The organism is Citrobacter sp. Cm038 (genome assembly GCF_030333105.1).
Taxonomy (GTDB): Bacteria; Pseudomonadota; Gammaproteobacteria; order Enterobacterales; family Enterobacteriaceae; genus Citrobacter; species Citrobacter murliniae.
In genome coordinates, this window is record NZ_JAOWGO010000016.1 from 991,153 (window position 1) to 1,009,116 (window position 17,964).

Below are 17,964 nucleotides of genomic sequence, written 5' to 3' on the forward strand. Positions count from 1 at the left end.
GTAAATTCACAAAATCCTTTTTGCCGCACCTGCAGCGACCATACGAAAGTCAGCTCGCGGCGAAAACAGCGTTACCCTTCATTGTGTTACAGGGAGAAAACTGTCGGCCGAGCATCCTACATTCAATTGATAAGTGACGCAAAGCCTGACCAGCCAGAAAGCGCTTTTTTCTGCGGCCTGAGTTGACGGGCTGTGGTCTCGATTCAGCAAAATTAAGGGACGGGGACTGTGAGGGGATAAAAAATACGCTCATCGTGATTGTCACCATGATGAGCGTCATACCTTTTATGCGGATATGCCAAAGACCTGGACGGCCTGTTGTAAACGTGACGAACGCTGAGTTAAATCAGCGGTGGCGTCGGTCACGCGCTCCACCATTTCGGCATTATTATGGGTCATGATACCTACGCGCGATATTGAATCATTAATCAGATCCAGCGCCTGAGTTTGTTCCCGTGTCGCCAGGCTAATGTCTTTGATCATCATCGACATCTGTAACACGTCGCCAATCATGCCTGTCAGATGCGTTTCCGTCTGTTCCACCATTTTCACGCCGGAGTTAACGTTCGCGACGTTTTTCTCGATAAGCAACTTGATCTCTTTGGCTGCAGACGCAGAATGCTGTGCCAGATTTCGTACTTCAGCCGCCACCACCGCAAAACCGCGTCCGGACTCTCCGGCGCGCGCAGCCTCGACGGCAGCATTAAGCGCAAGAATATTGGTCTGGAAGGCAATACTGTCGATAACGCCGATGATATCGACGATCTGGCTATTGTCGCGTGAAATGGCCTGCATCATGGCGATAGTTTGCTTCATGATATCGCCGCCTTCTGTCGCATTAACGCTGGTCTTATCGGCCATTGTCATGGTTTGAGCTGCGGTATCTGCGGTTTGCTGTACCGCACTGCCAATCTCTTCAATGGCGGCCGCTGTTTGCTGCAGATCCGCAGACGTTTCTTCGGAACGCGTATGCAGTGCAATGCCTTCTTTTGACACGCGCTGGCTAATAGAGCGAATACCGGCTATCTGCATACTGACGTCATCAACCAGGGAATTCAGATTCAGTCCGGACTGATTAACCAGTCGCATCAACATCCCGATTTCATCCACACGATTTAAATGGCAGTTATCGGGTTTACGTCCGGAGACCACTTTCTTCATTTGGCTAAGCAAAGTATTAACTGGCTGACAAATTTGATACTTAAGGTAAATACCAAATAACACAAACAATGTCAGCATTCCACCTGCCTGAATAAACGCGTTCACTGGGGTAAAGATTAATAATACAGAGAGCAGGGCAACGATAACTAGAGCATAATTGACGCGTTGACTAATACTCAGCCATTTAAACATAGAGGCCCATGCCATTGCGCCACGGCGAATAACAATGCCTTTAAAAAGACGAAAGCCTTTAAATTTCTGGTTATTTATTTTTTCATACAGTTGTTCACTCGCCGTTATTTCTTCTCGCGAAGGAACTGTGCGCACTGAGATGTAGCCGGTTAATTTTTCATGGTGCCAGACGGGAGTGACGTTTGCACGGACCCAGTAATGATCGCCATTTTGTCGGCGGTTTTTCACCATACCTGTCCAGCTATCCCCCTGCTGTAACGTGTACCACATGTCAGCGAAGGCCGCAGGGGGCATATCGGGATGGCGAATAATATTATGCGGCTCGCCCATTAGCTGGTTTTCGTTAAAGCCACTGGCATCGATAAAGGCGGAGTTCGCATAGGTAATATGGCTCTCTTTATCCGTCGTCGAAAGCAGCGTCGCTTTAGCGTTAAGTTCGTGCTCAATTTGTGTAACGGGCGTGTTACTTTTCATAAAAGCCCCATGATGTTATGTATAATTCATACAAAGATCCCCGCATTAATACCAGGGGATATTAAAAAGCCGTTTTAAACCATTTTAATAAGAAACGCTGCATTCTCTACTAATCATCAGTTCTGCGAAAGTATCTCAAATAAAAATTTTAATGCAGGTGATTAGTGTTCTGTCATAAATATGAAACAATAAATACAAATGCATAACCTGAAAAGTCAGTTAAACTGACTTAAATTAAATTAGGCCCCGGCGAGTTCCGCAAAAATAAAATTGATAAGCAATGATGTCGCTGAATTTTCACCCTCAACAGAGACCCTATTATATTTTGTAGTCAGTAAAAACAAGACATTTTTTCTGAATCGTGCCATCGCCTGTGCAGGAATGACCAAACCATTCTGAAGCGATCTTACCCATGCCGGGAACAGGGGTGGTTATCTGTTTTTTAGCTGAGCAAATGTGAATTAAATGTTTCTATATAGTTATTTGATAATTTAATAATAAAGACATGTTAACAAACATGGGCCTGCAACATGTCATATCGCCTGAGCATTCTTGATAAAAGCCCCGTAGGGGAAGCTGAAACCGCCGCCATTGCCCTTGCCAGGACGCTTCATCTGGCGCAACTGGCAGAAGAGTGGGGATATCACCGCTTCTGGATAGCGGAACACCACAATACGCCGCAGCTCGCCAGTCCGTCGCCAGAACTGGTGATTGCGTGGATCCTCGGGCAAACACAGCGTATCCGCGTGGGGTCCGGTGGGGTCATGCTGCAGCACTACAGTCCATATAAAGTGGCAGAAAATTTCAATCTTCTGGCGTCACTGGCCCCGGGTCGCGTTGACCTAGGTGTGGGGAAAGCGCCTGGAGGATTACCGCTGTCAACACAGGCGCTACAGCAGGGCATCAACCAGACAGAAAAGGGAACGTTTGCCGAACAGCTTTCTCAGCTTAATGGCTGGTTGTCGCTGACCGGTAAGGAAACTGCGCAAACGGTGTTCCCGACACCGCTTCCACCCACCCCCCCGGAAGGATTTGTTCTGGGAGCCAGCGTTCAAAGCGCGCAGTTGGCGGCAGACTCAGACTGGAACTTTATCTTCGCTGCACATCTTAATGGTGACAAAGCACTACTGCGAGATGTTCTGACGTACTGGCAAAACAACAGCTCGCGCCCAACGATTGTTGCGGTACAGGTGATAGTGGCAAACAGTGCCGGGATCGCCGCGCAACTGGCGGAAAACGTGCAGATCTGGGGCGTGGAGCTGGAAGATGGCCAACGCGTCACGGTTGCCAGCGAAGAACAGGCTCTGGCTTTTGCCGCACAAGCGGGAAGCGCGCCGCGAAAAATTGCCCGACGCGAGCAGGCGTTGTTGCACGGTACTGCGCAGGAAGTGGTCGAAAAACTCACTGACCTGCATACGCACTACGGCATTGATGAGTTCATTATCGATACCCCGGTGGCGGAAGGTCATGCGCGTCTGACATCTTTGCGTTTATTAGCAAAAGCCCATGCAGCCGTGGAGGTCGCCTGATGTCGCTCGCCTCACAGCTTATTAACTGGCGTCGCGAACTGCACCAGCACCCGGAGCTTTCCCTCCAGGAGGTGGCGACGACGGCCCGTATTCGCGACTGGTTGCACAGTGCGGATGTCACTATTTTACCGTTTGAACTGAAAACGGGTCTGGTCGCAGAAATTGGTCAGGGAGAAGAAGTTATCGCCCTGCGAGCGGATATTGACGCATTGCCGATAGAAGAAAATGCCGATGTTCCGTTTCGCTCGCTTACACCTGGCGTGATGCATGCCTGCGGACATGACATCCACACCAGCGTCATGCTCGGTGCGGCAATATTGCTGAAGCAGCAGGAATTCCATTTGCCGGGGCGAGTACGCATTTTGTTTCAACCCGCGGAAGAAAATTTTGGTGGTGCGAAAACGTTGATCCGTGCCGGAGCACTGCAAAACGTGGCGGCAATTTTTGGCATGCACAATGAACCCGGCTTGCCGGTAGGCGAGTTTGCCACTCGGGGCGGCGCTTTTTACGCCAACGTTGATCGCTTTGTGCTGCGTGTTACGGGTAAAGGCGCACATGCCGCACGTCCACACGAAGGTAAAGATGCCATTCTGCTCGCCAGCCAGTTGGTGACGGTATTGCAAAGCGTTGCCAGTCGGGAGGTTAATACGCTGGATTCAGTGGTACTGAGCGTGACCCGGATTCAGGGCGGAAATACGTGGAACGTCCTGCCAGAATTTGTCGAGTTGGAAGGGACGCTCAGGACACATCGCACTGAAGTTCAGCAGCAGGTCAAAAAGCGAGTGAGCGATATCGCCGCCGGATTTGCTCACGCTTTTGGCGCACAAATTGATGTTATCTGGCATGCCGGACCGAGTGCGTTGGTCAACGACACATACTGGGCCGATATTGCCACCAACGTGGCAAAAAAGTCCGGCTATACCACGCACAAAGCCGATCTCCATATGGGGGGCGAAGATTTTGCGGTCTATCTACAAAATACGCCTGGCGCATTTGTCAGTATCGGTAGCGCCAGTGAATATGGACTACACCATCCGGGATTTAATCCGGACGAACGATTAATTGAACCCGCCGCGAATTATTTTGCCCATTTAGCAAAAACGGCATTCGAACATCTTTAATTTTACCTTTTGGGTAAGGGGTTACTATGGCTAAAAATCGGCAACTACGGCTGGGTACTATTCTGCACGGTGCGACAGGTAATATGTCCGCATGGCGTCATCCGGCTGCACAGGCCGATGCCAGTATTAATTTTGAATTCGTTAAAGAAACGGCGTTAATTGCTGAGCAAGGTAAACTGGATTTTATTTTTGTCGCTGACGGGCTGTATATTAATGAAAAATCTATTCCGCATTTTTTAAATCGCTTTGAACCGTTAACGGTATTATCTGCGCTGGCCAGTATTACCCGCAATCTTGGGTTGGTCGGGACGGTATCGACATCATACAGCGAGCCTTTTACCACCGCGCGCCAGTTTGCCAGCCTCGACCACCTCAGCCAGGGGCGGGCCGGATGGAACGTGGTGACATCGCCACTGGAAGGATCGGCAAAGAACTATTCCCGTGCACAGCATCCTGAACATGCCCAGCGTTACCGCATTGCTGACGAATATTTGCAGGTGGTGAAAGGTCTGTGGGACTCATGGGAAGACGACGCGTTTATCCGTAATAAAGCCAGTGGTGAATTTTTTAATCCGCAGAAACTGCACACGTTAAATCATCACGGCGATTATTTTCAGGTTGCCGGCCCGTTAAACATTGCCCGCACACCGCAGGGACGCCCAATTATATTTCAGGCTGGTGCTTCTGCAGATGGCAAAAAATTAGCAGCGCAGCATGCTGATGCTATTTTTACCCATCAGGATTCACTGACCGAGGCCAAAGCATTTTATCAGGATGTAAAAAACCAATTAGCGCTCACCGGGCGTCGTCCTGATGAGTTGCATATTTTTCAGGGCGTCAGCGTTATTGTTGGCGACAGTGAACAGGATGTTGAGCAGCAATATCAAACCACCGCCGCGTTGGTTTCTGTTACCGACGCACTGAATTACCTGGGTCGCTATTTTGAACATCACGATTTTGCACAATATCCACTGGATGCGCCATTCCCGGATATCGGCGATCTGGGTCAAAACAGCTTTCGTAGCACCACCGATGAAATCAAGCGTAATGCGCGGGAACGCGGGCTAACGTTGCGGCAGGTTGCGCTGGAGGCAGCCAGCCCTCGTCCCCGTTTTAGCGGTACGCCAGAACAGGTAGCAGATGGCTTACAGCAGTGGTTCGACGAGAAAGCGGCAGACGGTTTTATCATCCAGGGCGGAACGCCGGATACCTTCCCACGCTTTGTTGAGCAGGTGATTCCGGTGCTCCAGGCGCGTGGCCTGTTCCGTTATGAATACCCTGGCACAACCCTGCGCGAAAGTCTGGGGTTAGCGGCACCGGCAAATCAATTCACACAATAAACTCACACAATAAGAGAAAAAACGCTATGCAGAAAAAAACATTACTTCTCGCGCTGTCACTGGCTTTCAGCGCCTCAGTCTGGGCAAATGACGTCACGATTAATGGTACTGGCGTCAGCCTGGAAGCCAATAAAACCCCTATCAATACGGCGAAAAACCCGCAGGCGATCGCGCAATTACCCGCCAACCTGCGCCTCGCTGTACCGGGCAAATTCACCGTGGCGATTGCCGGGCTGAGTCAGCCGCCGCTGACCGTTTTTGCGGATGACAATAAAACGCTAATCGGCAGTGAAGCCGATATTGCCCGCCTGGTTGCCGACAGTCTGGGACTGGAGTTGAACGTCGTGCCGACGTCGTGGGAAGACTGGCCGCTGGGCGTGACATCCGGCAAATATGATGCCGCAATCAGCAATATTACCGTGACCAAGGCGCGCAAAGAGAAGTTTGATTTTGCTACCTATCGCAAAGATTCCCTCGGTTTTTATGTCAAAACCGGCAGCCAGCTGACAAAAATTGAGAAAGCAGAAGATATTGCAGGTCTGCGCATTATTGTCGGTTCCGGCACAAATCAGGAAGCCATTTTGTTGGCGTGGAACGAAGAAAACCTGAAGAACGGATTAAAGCCGTTTACTCCGGTGTATACCAAAGATGATGCCGCCCAGACGCTGGCCCTGCAGTCAGGCCGTGCTGATGCCTATTTTGGTCCTAACGTCATCGGTGCCTGGAAAGCCGCTCTCAACGGGAAAACGCAACTGGTCGGCAGCGTGGATGGAGGATGGCCGAAGGCGGCGCATATCGCGGTAACGCTGAAAAAAGACAGCGGTTTAGTGCAGCCGGTACAAACCGCGCTTAACGGTGTGATTGGCAATGGTGACTATGACAAAGTGCTGAACCGCTGGGGAGAAGGGGTTGAACGTATCCCGCAATCCGAAATTAATCCGGCGGGTTTAGGCGATTAAGGAGACCTGTATGAGCGATGAATTCCGCGTGGTGTCGCCAGAAGCTGCGGAGCTGCAGCCGATCCTTAACGGTCTGTTTGGCGAATATGCCTCACGCTATGGTGACTATTTTTCCCGTGATGCCGAAGTGGAGTTAACCGAATGGTATCTGGCACCGCAGGGGATTTTTGTGGTGCTGGAACGCGACGGCGAAATTATCGCTACCGGCGCTTACAAACCCTACAACGCTGATACCGCAGAGATTAAGCGCATATGGACCAAAAGTACCCTGCGTAAGCAAGGGCTTGCGGGCCGAGTTGTGCAGGAGCTGGAACGCAGGGCATTGCTCGCGGGCTACAGCCGCATCTACCTGACGACGGGGTTTCGCCAGCCGGAAGCCGTTCAGCTCTATTTACGCCAGGGCTACGATCCGCAATTCGATATTGCACGCGATCCTGAAGAGTACAGTCAACCGCCATTCGATGGACGACTGCGCTTTACCAAACTGTTGACCATCGCAGGTCAGGCAAAAATAGCCTGAGGAGAGAAAATGAAAACGACTGAAACCATCAAAGTCGTACCCGCGCGTTATCCGCTGCGCACCGCTGGCGCGATAGTGGCTCTGTTTGTGCTGGCGGTGATTATCCAGTCGGTGGCGTTTAATCCCCGTTGGGAATGGAGCGTATTTGCCCGCTGGTTTTTTGATCCGGTCATTTTGTCCGGCCTTGGGCAAACGTTATTGCTAACGCTTATCGGCACGTTGTTGAGCATTTTTTTTGGTGGTTTACTGGCACTGGCCAGACTTTCATCGTCCTGGCTATTGAACGGACTGGCATGGGGATATATCTGGTTGTTCCGATCGTTGCCGCTGATCGTGGTGCTGATTATCCTGTACAACTTCTCTTATCTGTACGACACGCTGACGATTGGGATTCCCTTCACCGCTGTTCAGTGGGGCAGTTTTGAAACCATCAATGTACTCGGTCAGTTTTCCACCGCGGTAGTTGGCCTGACGCTGGTGCAAAGTGCCTATACCGCCGAAATTATCCGTGGCGGTTTTCTCGGGGTTGATCACGGTCAGTATGAAGCTGCCGCCGCACTGGGACTTCCAGCCTGGCGTCGGACACTGCGAATCATCCTGCCACAGGCATTGCGAACCATTTTACCCTCAGGATTCAATGAAATTATCAGTCTGGCAAAGGGGACTGCGATGGTTTATGTGCTGGCGATGCCGGAGCTGTTTTATACCATCCAGATGATCTACAACCGCACGCAGGAAGTGATCCCGCTGCTGATGGTCGGGGCCGTGTGGTATCTGGTCATTACCAGCGTCCTGTCGCTCATTCAACATCTGGTCGAGCGCGCACTGGCACGCAGCGAGCGACGTTCAGCAATAAATACCACTCGCGCGAGCCGTGCGGTTAAACGTAGTCGTCAAATCCCGTCGCAGGAGGCTGTCCATGTCCCACTCGCCTGATGGTCATATTTCAATTACCAGCGTCAGTAAATACTTCGGGCGCCATAAAGCGCTGGATAATGTTTCTCTTGAGATCCTTCCAGGTACGGTAACGGTTATTCTCGGACCTTCAGGGTCGGGAAAATCAACGCTATTGCGGGCAATTAACCATCTCGAACGCGTCGACGAGGGATTTATTCAGATTGATGGCGACTATATTGGCTACCGCCGACAGGGCGACAGGTTGTATGAACTTAAAGAGGCGGAGATCCTGCGCCAGCGCATCAACGTCGGCTATGTCTTCCAGAACTTTAATTTGTTCCCACACTTAACCGTGCTGGAAAACCTGATTGAAGCGCCGATTGCGCACGGGCTGGCGTCGCGTAAAGCCGCCACTGAGAGGGCATTGACATTACTGGATGCGGTTGGGCTGCGTCATAAAGCCGATGCCTGGTCTCGGCACTTGTCTGGTGGGCAGCAGCAACGTATCGCTATTGCCCGCGCGCTGGCGTTAAATCCACGTGTAATGCTGTTTGACGAACCAACCTCTGCGCTTGATCCTGAGCTGGTAGGCGAAGTGCTTGATGTGATTAAAGCACTGGCGCAATCGGGAACCACACTGGTCGTTGTGACCCACGAAATTGGTTTTGCCCGGGAAGTGGCGGATCAGGTCGTGTTTATGGTCGATGGCAAAATCGTGGAGCAAGGGAGCAGCGAGCAGGTACTGAACCATCCTCGTCATACGCGAACACAGCAGTTCTTGTCGAAGGTGTTATCGTAAAAAAACGCTGTTCCGCAGGAGTGCAAATCCCGGAACAGCGGGCGAAATATCGCCATACGGTTAAATTAAGCGGCAGATGGTGCCAACGTTATGCGATCCAACGGCCCTACGATAAACAGATAAGAAATCAGGCCAATCAGTCCCATTGAACCAACGTACAGAATGGCGTAATCAAATGACTGGGTATTAGACAGAATAATGCCGATAACCAGCGGGGTAATAATACTGGCCATATTGCCACACATATTGAACACACCTCCGGCAATGCCCAACACCTCTTTTGGCGAGGTATCGCTGAGTACGCACCAGCCAAGATTGCCAAAGCCTTTGGCGAAAAAGGCCAGACTCATTGCAGCGATAACCACAAATTCTGAAGAGGTATAGTTGGCGATAACGATGACGCAGGAGAGTAACATGCCGCAGATGACCGGCAACTTACGGGCGACAGTCAGACTGTAGCCGCGTTTCAAGAGCCAGTCAGAGAAGACCCCGCCCAGCAATCCACCAATGAATCCGGCAATCGCAGGGATACTGGCGATAAATCCCACTTTGAGGATCGACATCCCTTTAGCCTGATACAGATAGGTCGGGAACCAGGTCAGGAAAAACCAGGTTATCGAGGTGACACAGAATTGACCAATATAAACGCCAATCATCATCCGGTTGACACAGACGCTTTTAATTTGCGCCAGGGTGATTTTTTGCGGTTCCTTTTTATTTCCCAACGATGGTTCGCCACCGCCAGCACGAATATAATCAATTTCCTGTTGGTTCACTTTAGGATGGTGCATAGGGTCTTTGACTTTAACCAACCAGAATATGCCAAGAATAACGCCAATCGCCCCGATGTAATAAAAGACAAAATGCCAGCTCAGATTATGCAAAATAATGGTCATCAGCGGCGTAATAATACCTAGCGAAATATATTGTGCGGCCTGGTAGACCGATGTGACAAAACCTCGCTCGCTATTGGGAAACCACTGCACGCTTAAACGACTGTTGGCCGGGAATGCAGGCGCTTCGATGGCTCCCATCATCAGACGCAGGATAATCAGTACAACAAGCGGACTTGCATAGAGATAGATAGTGCCCTGAAACATGGTCACCACTGACCAGCCGATCAATGCACATCCATACACCAGGCGGGAACCGTAACGGTCCAGTAACCAACCGCCGGGTAATTGCATAATAACGTAAGAAATACCAAAGGCTGAGAAGGCCAGCCCCATGGCTTCGGGATCAAACCCGAGTTCCTTACTCATAATTGGCGCGACGACGGATAACGTCGCACGGTCAGCATAATTAAATACTGTGGCAAGAAATAGAAATATCAGGATGCTGTAACGCACTTTAGTGCGCTTTATTATTGTATTCATCACCCACTCCTGTCATTAGGTTTGAGAGCGTATATGTAGGGAAGAGGGCGGGTTTTTATTTCCCGCCAGATACGTTACGGGCGTTTGCCAAACTCGCAGGTTAATTGCGTCCAGCGTCGCGCCTGTTCGCTAATGCTGAAGCCCAGACCATGACGATCGGAAACCCACATACGGCCATCGCGCAGTTCAAGTTGTTCATTGAATAACGGATTCAGCCATTCGAAATGTTCCAGCCATGGCTCCAGCGGGTAGGCGGCAGACAGATGCAGATGAACTTCCATTGCAAAGTGTGGGGCAAGCTTACGGCCATGCTTGGCGGCCAGATCCATAATTTTGAGGAAGGGTGAAATGCCGCCTACACGTGGCGCATCTGGCTGTACAAAGTCGCTGGCGTTACCGAGGATCAGCTGTTCATGCTCGCGAAAGCTGGTTAACATTTCACCGGTGGCAATAGGGGTATCAAGCGCGGCGGCAAGCTGTGCGTGACCTTCTACATCGTAGGCATCCAGCGGCTCTTCAATCCAGATCAGATTGAATTGTTCCATTTTACGACCCATGCGGATAGCCGTTTCGCGATCCCACTGTTGATTCGCGTCCACCATCAGCGGGAATTCATCGCCCAGTGCTTCACGCACTGCGGTTAAACGGCGAATATCCTCGGCACAGTTAGGTTGTCCGACTTTCAGCTTGATACCGCCAATACCGTTTTCACGAGAGATAACGACGTTTTTGAGCACCTGATCCAGCGGTGTATGCAGGAATCCACCAGAGGTGTTGTAACACTGGACGGAGTCGCGGTGTGCGCCCAACAGTTTTGCCAGCGGCAGGCCTGCGCGTTTGGCTTTCATATCCCACAGAGCAATATCGATAGGGGAGATGGCCTGTACCGCCATTCCACTACGACCTACGGAAGCGCCTGCCCACAGTAACTTGGTGTAGATCTTGTCAATATCGTTTGGATCTTCTCCCAGCAGGTTATCGGCAATTTCTTTCGCGTGGGCATAAATCCCCTGGCCACCCGCACGCTTGGAATAGCTGAATCCTACGCCCTCGAAACCATCACGACTGCGGATCTCCGCGATGATAATCGCCACTTCAGTTAACGGTTTCTGGCGACCCGTAAGCACTTTTGCATCGCTGACTGGCGTTGCCAGCGGAAGAAATGCCAGAGATAGCTTAACCCACTCAATACGATCGCCGGTTTCAGCAGCGGTTTTAGTATTCACCGTTTTGGCGTAGGTCACGGCGTCGGAATTAGCACTTAAAGACATATTATTCTCTCCTGGTGATGAATAAATGATTGCGCTAACATTTTTAATGGTGGCGCAATCATTAAGCCAGCGAATTGCTTTTGATTTGAACAATTGATCACAAACCAAGAGATAAAAAGCCGTGCTATTGTAAGTAATGTCACATTCCAATACTTTGTGTGAAAATGCACAAATACAAATGATTGCGTTAACATTTTAAGTGATGAAGCTATGCTAAGCCGCTGTTTTCTCAGCGTAAAAAAGAAGGCCGCTGGCATTGGTCGATTTCATGATGAATAATGCACAACTTAATCGGCGATTTTTACAAGGGCATCGACAGTGAAAAACTCCAGACCTTCGCGCGCACCCACGCTGGAAGATGTTGCCCGTACCGCTGGGTTGTCTCCTATGACGGTGAGTCGGGCACTGAATACCCCGCAACTGGTACGGCCGAAAACGGTAGAAAAAGTGATGCTTGCCGTGCGCGCTACGGGCTATATTCCTAACGCTCTGGCAGGGGGGCTGGCGTCACGTCGAAGTAAACTTATTGCTGTGGTGGTGCCGCAAATAAACAACAACATGTTTGTTGATACTATCCAGTCGTTGAGTGATGAACTGGCTGAGCGTGGTTATCACATATTGTTGTGTGTGGCCGGATACACACAGCAAACCGAAGCCGAACTGGTGGCTGCACTGTTATCACGTCGGCCTGATGGCATCGTACTCACCGGGATCCATCATACTGCTGAGCTGAAAAAAGTGATCCTGAATGCTGCCATTCCGGTGGTGGAAATCTGGGATTTAACGCCAACGCCTGTCGACATGCTGGTGGGGTTCTCTCACGAAAAAGTGGGGCAGGCAGTGGCGGAATACATCATTAAGAAAGGCTATCGTCGTCCTGGTTTACTGTGGACGGCCGATCGTCGGGCGGGTCAGCGTAAACAAGGGTTGTGCGATGTTCTGAGCCGACATGAGATTTCCTCTGTCCCGCAAGTGGATGTCCCGCTTCCGGCCTCTTTGTCCCTTGGTCGTAGTGGCCTGACCCAGCTTTTTACCGAGGGTGAGTTTGACGTCATTGTCTGTAGTTCAGACACTCTCGCACAGGGGGCTATCATGGAGGCAGAAAGCCGTGGTTTGAGGGTCCCGCAAGATTTAGCGGTGATTGGTTTTGGCGATCTCGATTTTGCCGCCAGCAATCGGCCCTCGATTACCACAGTCAGCGTAGACCGACGCGCTATCGGACAACGTGCCGCCTCGCTGCTTGCCGACCGTATTGAAAATATTGCGCGTGATGACGATATTATTGATGTTGGCTTCCATCTGGTAGAACGAGAGTCCGCATAAGATACCTGCCCGAATACAGACAATAAGGAACCTGCTATGCCGCACGTGGATATTAAATGTTTTCCCCGCGACCTGAATGACGAACAAAAATCCGCGCTGGCTGCGGATATAACCGAGGTCATCATTCGCCATCTGCAAAGTAAAGAGAGCTCGGTGAGCGTGGCGCTCAATGAAATTGAGCCGGATGCATGGCAAATTGTGTGGGATGAGCAAATCGCGCCCCAGATGGCGACGCTGATAAAAAAACCGGGCTACAGTATGTGAGATTAAACGGGCGGGAAGGCCGCCCGTTTAATAATATATTTACGGTGTGACAATATTGAACCAGAATTCGAATTTATCCATATAGCCAAGCATAGCCTCGAGTTTGGCACTGTCGCCGGTTATCTTCACATCACCGCTTTCTTCAGCCTGCTTCAGGGTTATGTCCTTGAGGATGATTTTGTTCAACGTATCGCGGCTAAGAGTGATAGTCGTGTCAGCCTCTTTCGCTTCAGCATTGGCGGTATGATTCAGAACGCCATTTTCCAGCTCCAGCTTGTATTTTCCTCCGTCGTTACCGAGGTCTATGTTGAATACGGATTTCGCATCACCGGCTTTCTGTCCATTAATATGTACCGCCAGGTAGTCGAAAAACATTTCTGGCGTCATCGCCCGTACGGTATCCGGGCTGGCGGTATTCGGGGTTGGTCCTTTAACCACGCCGTTACGTAACTCTTGCGCACCGGTGAGATAGAAGTTACGCCACGGGCCGGACTCTGCCTGATATCCTAATTGTTCCAGCGCGTCAGCTTCCAGATTGCGGGCCGCCTGATTGTTCGGATCGGCAAACACCACTTTGCTCACGACCTGTGCCACCCAACGATAGTTACCCTGGTCATAGTCGGTTTTTGCTTTCTGCAGTATGGCATCCGCACCGCCCATATAATCGACGTACTTTTTCGCGGCGTCTTCCGGCGGCAGTTCATCCAGCGTCGCCGGGTTACCGTCAAACCAGCCGAGATAAAGCACATAGGTAGCTTTCACATCATGGCTGACAGAACCGTAGTAACCGCGGTTAGCCCATGTATGCGCCAGTGAATCAGGCAGCTTGAAGTTAGCGGCTATTTCGTCGCGGGTCAGGCCTTCGTTCGCCATACGTAGCGTCTGGTCATTGATGTATCGATACAGGTCACGCTGGCTCTTGAGCAGCTTCACCACGTTGTCATTACCCCAGGTCGGCCAGTGGTGTTGGGCCATCAGGATTTCTGCTTTGTCTCCCCAGCGAACGATGGCTTCATTGATGTATTTAGACCAGGGCAGTGGTTCACGTATTTTTGCGCCACGCAAAGAGTAGGTATTGTGCAGGGTATGTGTGACATCCTCTGCCGATTCAATAAGTTTTTTCTCTTCGATAAACCATAACATTTCTGATGGAGCTTCTGAGCCTGGCGCCAGCATAAAGTCATAGGTTAAACCGTCTATAACCTCTTTTTGCCCGTCTTTCTCAATGATATTGGTTGGTGCAATCAGGGTGACTGTACCCGCAGATGTTGTGGTACCCAGCCCGGCACCAACCTGGCCTTTGGTATCAGGTTTCAACAGGTTGCCATACATATAGCTGGCTCGACGGCTCATTACGTTCCCGGCCATTATATTTTCGGCAACTGCGGCTTCCATAAAGCCCGAAGGCGCATAGATCTTCGCTTTTCCTGATTTTACATCCGCTTCGTCGACCACACCGCGTACGCCACCGTAGTGATCTACATGACTGTGAGTATAAATGACGGCGACGACGGGCTTATTACCGCGATTTTTAAAATAAAGATCCATACCGACTTTAGCTGTTTCAGCTGATACCAGTGGATCAACAACGGTTATGCCTTCTTTACCTTCGATAATCGTCATGTTTGAAAGATCGAGGTTACGGATCTGATACACACCCTCGGTTACTTCAAACAAGCCACTGATGTTGATTAACTGAGCCTGCCGCCACAGGCTGGGATTCACTGAGTCCGGGGCTTTATCACCTTCTTTAATAAACGTGTACTGCTGCGGATCCCAGATCACGTTGCCTTGTTCGCCTTTAATCGTTTCCTGGGGGATAGGGGCGATAAAGCCTTTATGGGCATCGGTAAAGTCAGTGTTATCGTCAAAAGGAAGTTGGTTGTAGAGCGCATTGTTAGCTTGTTGCGTGGATGCAGTAGCGTCTTTTGGTGCTTCTGCGGCCATAAGAGGAACAGAGAAAGATGTTAATAACCCAGCAAGAATAAAACATTTCGCGATTCTATTAAGTTGCATCGTAAAACCTCTCTGATACTTCACGAAGTACAGTGTTAAGGGGGATGCTGCTTTTACGGATAGTGTTTTGAATAGATATTTGGGTTAGTGCAAGATTAACTATAACTGGCGTTAATGAATCGGCAAGGAAGGGGGGGATTATTAGGCTTTAGATTAAATAAGACCAGGATGGCAGTCGTTCACTGCCATCGGTAAATGCACTATTACTCGCCTGCAGTGATACGTTTCCCACTAATAATAAACGTGCCTGCACCCAGATGATGCAGGGTATTGAGTTTGTCATCATCAAACTGCCAGCGACCGTCGATGAATACGCGCTCGTCCGCTGCGGCTGAAACCACTTCGCCAAACAAGGTGTCGTATTTCTCCTGTGCAGATGTCGCTGGCAGCAGGCGACACTCCATCCAGGCCAGACATTTTGTCTCTATCACCGGTAAGCCAAGCACTGGACCATTTATCACCGGGATACCGTAGCAGTTGAATTTATCTTCCTCACGACCGGACACGCTTCCCACGGCGTAGGTCCAGTTGGTTGCCGCAACGCCCGGGATAACAATGCCAAACATGCCGCTGCGTTCAATGAGTTCGCGCGACCAGGCAGTCTTATCCACCACAATGGCTATGCGTGGTGGCTCAAACTCAACGGGCATTGACCATGCTGCTGCCATCACATTACGGCGTTCTGTCGTCGAGTCCCGACTGGTAATCAAAATGGTTGGGCCGTGATTCAACAGCCGACTGGCATGATGCAATTCAACTGGATGAAAATGACTCATGGCGACTCCTCTGAAAGATAAAAACAGCGTCATAATTAACGGTATTAGCGATTTTGTCATCCCACAACAAGACCCAGCGCACAAAATCGCCGGCGTAAAATTAAAAATGCGTTATAAGTACAACATTGAACAAACAGGAACGCTATATGACGCCTTTTTTAAAAGCCTATTTTTCCCGTATTGGCTGGTCAGGTACGCCAGCAGTCGACATTAACACTTTGAAGAGACTGCATTTACTGCACAACGCCGCTATTCCGTTTGAAAATCTGGATGTGTTGCTACCGCGAGAGATACAGCTCGACGATCTGGCTCTGGAAGAGAAGCTGGTGAACGCTCGTCGTGGCGGGTATTGCTTTGAACAAAACGGAGTACTTGAGCGAGCACTGCGGGAGACAGGTTTTACGGTGCGCAGTTTACTCGGACGTGTGGTGCTGGCGAATCCATCAACCCTGCCGCCACGTACTCATCGCCTGCTACTGGTTGAGTTGCAGGGAGAGCAGTGGATTGCCGACGTAGGATTTGGCGGACAAACGCTGACGGCGCCTATTCGGTTGCAGGCTAACCTGGAACAGCAGACACCGCACGGTGAGTATCGCCTGATTCAGGAGGGGGAGGACTGGATCCTGCAGTTCCGACACCATGAACACTGGCAATCAATGTACCACTTTGATCTCGTCATGCAGCACCAGAGCGATTATGTGATGGGCAATTTTTGGTCAGCACACTGGCCACAATCGCATTTTCGTCATCATCTGCTGATGTGCCGCCATCTGCCGGACGGGGGTAAGCTGACGTTAACCAATTTTCACTTTACCCATTACCAGGACGGTCATGCGGTCGAGCAGATGAATGTACCCGATGTCGCCAGCCTGTATATGCTATTGCAGGAACGCTTTGATCTGGGTGTTGACGATGCAAAACACGGATTTACTGAGGCAGAACTGGCCACGGTGATGGCTGCGTTTGATACCCATCCGGAGGCAGGAAAATAGCGCGAAGCGGAATATAGCCGGATGACAGGGTAACACCTTATCCGGCTTATCTGTTTCGTCAGAGATTAATCGCCCATTCGGCATGAAACAGGATCACCGCAGCACCAGAGATAGTCACTTTTTCTGGTTGGTTATCGCGGATGGTCACCGCAATATCGACGATGCCGTCGCGTCCCAGCGCGCGACCCTGATGCCCCTGGACGCGCAATAATTTTCCGTCATGCACCATCAGATTATGATGCACCAGCCATGCTCCCATCGGACCGTTGGCATTGCCCGTCACTGGATCTTCCACAATACCGATCGCGGGTGAAAACATGCGACCATCAGTTTCGTATTTCCCAGGGCGGATCTGGAACGGGAAGAAACCGTTGCAGCCAATTTTCTGGCTGAGTGCTGTTAATGCCGACAGGTTCGGGGACAAGGCATCGATATCGACCTCTGGCTTCAGTGCGATCATTACTTTTGAATGACCAGTGGAGGCCACCTGAACAGGTACCCCTGGCAGCATATCGCTTTCAGTCAGGTGCAGGGCGCTGATGATTGCCGCACGCGTTTCGCCTTCCAACGGAGGCTCGAAAACCGGCGCACCCTGTTCCAGAGTGATACGGTGATCGCCGCCTTCAGCGTGAATTTCAACCCGATGACGACCGGCCAGAGAAGTCTGCCAGACGGTGGTATCTCCCAGACCGAGCACTTTCGCCCGCACATAGTGAGCCGCGACGGTGGCGTGTCCGCAGATGGGTACTTCGATCGTGGGGGTAAAGTAGCGAATCCGGACATCACTGTCATCGCTGGAGAGCATGAATGCCGTTTCTGAATGGCGCAACTCCCGCGCGATCAGCTGCATCTGCGTATCGCTCAGGCCATCAGCATGCAATACAACCCCCGCTGAATTGCCGCGAAAAGGTTCAGAGGTAAAGGCATCGACGTGATAAATCTGTGGTTTCATTG

Annotated in this window: 16 protein-coding genes; 10 read left to right on the top strand and 6 right to left on the bottom strand. The window is 50.8% G+C overall.

Annotated elements, in window-relative coordinates:
* Positions 1–285: 285 nt before the first annotated feature.
* On the bottom strand, positions 286–1,827 hold the full coding sequence (locus tag OGY01_RS07095; protein ID WP_286492716.1) for a methyl-accepting chemotaxis protein: 1,542 nt from the start codon (positions 1,825–1,827) through the stop codon (positions 286–288).
* 530 nt (positions 1,828–2,357) lie between these two features.
* Here OGY01_RS07095 and OGY01_RS07100 point away from each other — a divergent pair.
* From OGY01_RS07100 to OGY01_RS07125, 7 genes are read left to right on the top strand one after another with little or no spacing between them, the layout of a single operon-like run.
* Positions 2,358–3,356: an MsnO8 family LLM class oxidoreductase gene (locus tag OGY01_RS07100; RefSeq protein WP_048221423.1), complete on the top strand. Its 999-nt coding sequence runs from the start codon at positions 2,358–2,360 to the stop codon at positions 3,354–3,356.
* The gene (locus OGY01_RS07105) at positions 3,356–4,477 is read left to right on the top strand and encodes an amidohydrolase (RefSeq protein ID WP_045443050.1); all 1,122 of its coding nucleotides are present in this window, start codon (positions 3,356–3,358) and stop codon (positions 4,475–4,477) included. Before OGY01_RS07100 ends, OGY01_RS07105 begins: the two co-directional genes overlap by 1 nt.
* A gap of 26 nt (positions 4,478–4,503) precedes the next feature.
* Positions 4,504–5,817, top strand: coding sequence for an LLM class flavin-dependent oxidoreductase (locus OGY01_RS23765; RefSeq protein WP_502873402.1), 1,314 nt, complete (start codon positions 4,504–4,506; stop codon positions 5,815–5,817).
* Between the two features lie 26 nt (positions 5,818–5,843).
* The gene (locus OGY01_RS23770) at positions 5,844–6,776 is read left to right on the top strand and encodes an ABC transporter substrate-binding protein (RefSeq protein WP_200010832.1); all 933 of its coding nucleotides are present in this window, start codon (positions 5,844–5,846) and stop codon (positions 6,774–6,776) included.
* Positions 6,777–6,786: 10 nt separating this feature from the next.
* Complete coding sequence (locus tag OGY01_RS07115; RefSeq protein ID WP_045443040.1) at positions 6,787–7,296, top strand: GNAT family N-acetyltransferase; 510 nt, start codon at positions 6,787–6,789, stop codon at positions 7,294–7,296.
* Between the two features lie 9 nt (positions 7,297–7,305).
* Entirely contained in the window at positions 7,306–8,232 is a 927-nt protein-coding gene (locus OGY01_RS07120; protein ID WP_225760936.1) for an amino acid ABC transporter permease, read from the top strand.
* Entirely contained in the window at positions 8,216–8,992 is a 777-nt protein-coding gene (locus OGY01_RS07125) for an amino acid ABC transporter ATP-binding protein (RefSeq protein ID WP_045443034.1), read from the top strand. Before OGY01_RS07120 ends, OGY01_RS07125 begins: the two co-directional genes overlap by 17 nt.
* A gap of 65 nt (positions 8,993–9,057) precedes the next feature.
* Here the strand turns inward: OGY01_RS07125 and OGY01_RS07130 are convergent, their stop codons facing one another.
* Together OGY01_RS07130 and OGY01_RS07135 are read right to left on the bottom strand one after the other, a co-directional pair.
* A complete protein-coding gene (locus OGY01_RS07130) occupies positions 9,058–10,368 on the bottom strand; it encodes an MFS transporter (protein WP_045443032.1) in 1,311 nt (436 codons plus the stop codon).
* 74 nt (positions 10,369–10,442) lie between these two features.
* On the bottom strand, positions 10,443–11,639 hold the full coding sequence (locus OGY01_RS07135) for an L-talarate/galactarate dehydratase (protein ID WP_045443029.1): 1,197 nt from the start codon (positions 11,637–11,639) through the stop codon (positions 10,443–10,445).
* Positions 11,640–12,026: 387 nt separating this feature from the next.
* Here OGY01_RS07135 and OGY01_RS07140 point away from each other — a divergent pair, with 387 nt between their 5' ends.
* Together OGY01_RS07140 and pptA are read left to right on the top strand one after the other, a co-directional pair.
* Positions 12,027–12,962 carry a LacI family DNA-binding transcriptional regulator gene (locus tag OGY01_RS07140; protein ID WP_045443026.1) on the top strand — a complete coding sequence of 312 codons (936 nt, stop codon included), beginning with the start codon at positions 12,027–12,029 and terminating at the stop codon, positions 12,960–12,962.
* Between the two features lie 36 nt (positions 12,963–12,998).
* Positions 12,999–13,226 (top strand): tautomerase PptA, encoded by a 228-nt coding sequence (pptA, locus tag OGY01_RS07145; RefSeq protein WP_045443023.1) that lies wholly within the window; start codon positions 12,999–13,001, stop codon positions 13,224–13,226.
* Positions 13,227–13,265: 39 nt separating this feature from the next.
* On the opposite strand, the gene OGY01_RS07150 is transcribed toward pptA, so the two are convergent.
* Positions 13,266–15,242, bottom strand: a complete 1,977-nt coding sequence (locus OGY01_RS07150; RefSeq protein WP_286492717.1) for an alkyl/aryl-sulfatase — start codon at positions 15,240–15,242, stop codon at positions 13,266–13,268.
* Between the two features lie 203 nt (positions 15,243–15,445).
* On the bottom strand, positions 15,446–16,018 hold the full coding sequence (locus OGY01_RS07155; RefSeq protein WP_200010810.1) for a flavin reductase family protein: 573 nt from the start codon (positions 16,016–16,018) through the stop codon (positions 15,446–15,448).
* 146 nt (positions 16,019–16,164) lie between these two features.
* Here OGY01_RS07155 and nhoA point away from each other — a divergent pair, with 146 nt between their 5' ends.
* Positions 16,165–17,010 carry an N-hydroxyarylamine O-acetyltransferase gene (gene nhoA, locus OGY01_RS07160; RefSeq protein WP_045443015.1) on the top strand — a complete coding sequence of 282 codons (846 nt, stop codon included), beginning with the start codon at positions 16,165–16,167 and terminating at the stop codon, positions 17,008–17,010.
* A 58-nt stretch (positions 17,011–17,068) separates the two neighbouring features.
* Here nhoA and OGY01_RS07165 read toward each other — a convergent pair whose 3' ends face one another.
* Positions 17,069–17,962, bottom strand: coding sequence for a PhzF family isomerase (locus OGY01_RS07165; protein WP_286492718.1), 894 nt, complete (start codon positions 17,960–17,962; stop codon positions 17,069–17,071).
* Positions 17,963–17,964: the final 2 nt, after the last annotated feature.

Bases quoted from the DNA above. Each gene is read 5' to 3' on its own strand.
- OGY01_RS07130 (WP_045443032.1), bottom strand. From the start codon at position 10,368: ATGAATACAATAATAAAGCGCACTAAAGTGCGTTACAGCATCCTGATA.
- OGY01_RS07120 (WP_225760936.1), top strand. From the start codon at position 7,306: ATGAAAACGACTGAAACCATCAAAGTCGTACCCGCGCGTTATCCGCTG.
- OGY01_RS07115 (WP_045443040.1), top strand. From the start codon at position 6,787: ATGAGCGATGAATTCCGCGTGGTGTCGCCAGAAGCTGCGGAGCTGCAG.
- OGY01_RS07140 (WP_045443026.1), top strand. From the start codon at position 12,027: ATGACGGTGAGTCGGGCACTGAATACCCCGCAACTGGTACGGCCGAAA.
- OGY01_RS07125 (WP_045443034.1), top strand. From the start codon at position 8,216: ATGTCCCACTCGCCTGATGGTCATATTTCAATTACCAGCGTCAGTAAA.
- OGY01_RS07100 (WP_048221423.1), top strand. From the start codon at position 2,358: ATGTCATATCGCCTGAGCATTCTTGATAAAAGCCCCGTAGGGGAAGCT.
- OGY01_RS07155 (WP_200010810.1), bottom strand. From the start codon at position 16,018: ATGAGTCATTTTCATCCAGTTGAATTGCATCATGCCAGTCGGCTGTTG.
- nhoA (WP_045443015.1), top strand. From the start codon at position 16,165: ATGACGCCTTTTTTAAAAGCCTATTTTTCCCGTATTGGCTGGTCAGGT.
- OGY01_RS07150 (WP_286492717.1), bottom strand. From the start codon at position 15,242: ATGCAACTTAATAGAATCGCGAAATGTTTTATTCTTGCTGGGTTATTA.
- OGY01_RS07105 (WP_045443050.1), top strand. From the start codon at position 3,356: ATGTCGCTCGCCTCACAGCTTATTAACTGGCGTCGCGAACTGCACCAG.
- OGY01_RS07095 (WP_286492716.1), bottom strand. From the start codon at position 1,827: ATGAAAAGTAACACGCCCGTTACACAAATTGAGCACGAACTTAACGCT.
- pptA (WP_045443023.1), top strand. From the start codon at position 12,999: ATGCCGCACGTGGATATTAAATGTTTTCCCCGCGACCTGAATGACGAA.
- OGY01_RS23770 (WP_200010832.1), top strand. From the start codon at position 5,844: ATGCAGAAAAAAACATTACTTCTCGCGCTGTCACTGGCTTTCAGCGCC.
- OGY01_RS23765 (WP_502873402.1), top strand. From the start codon at position 4,504: ATGGCTAAAAATCGGCAACTACGGCTGGGTACTATTCTGCACGGTGCG.
- OGY01_RS07135 (WP_045443029.1), bottom strand. From the start codon at position 11,639: ATGTCTTTAAGTGCTAATTCCGACGCCGTGACCTACGCCAAAACGGTG.
- OGY01_RS07165 (WP_286492718.1), bottom strand. From the start codon at position 17,962: ATGAAACCACAGATTTATCACGTCGATGCCTTTACCTCTGAACCTTTT.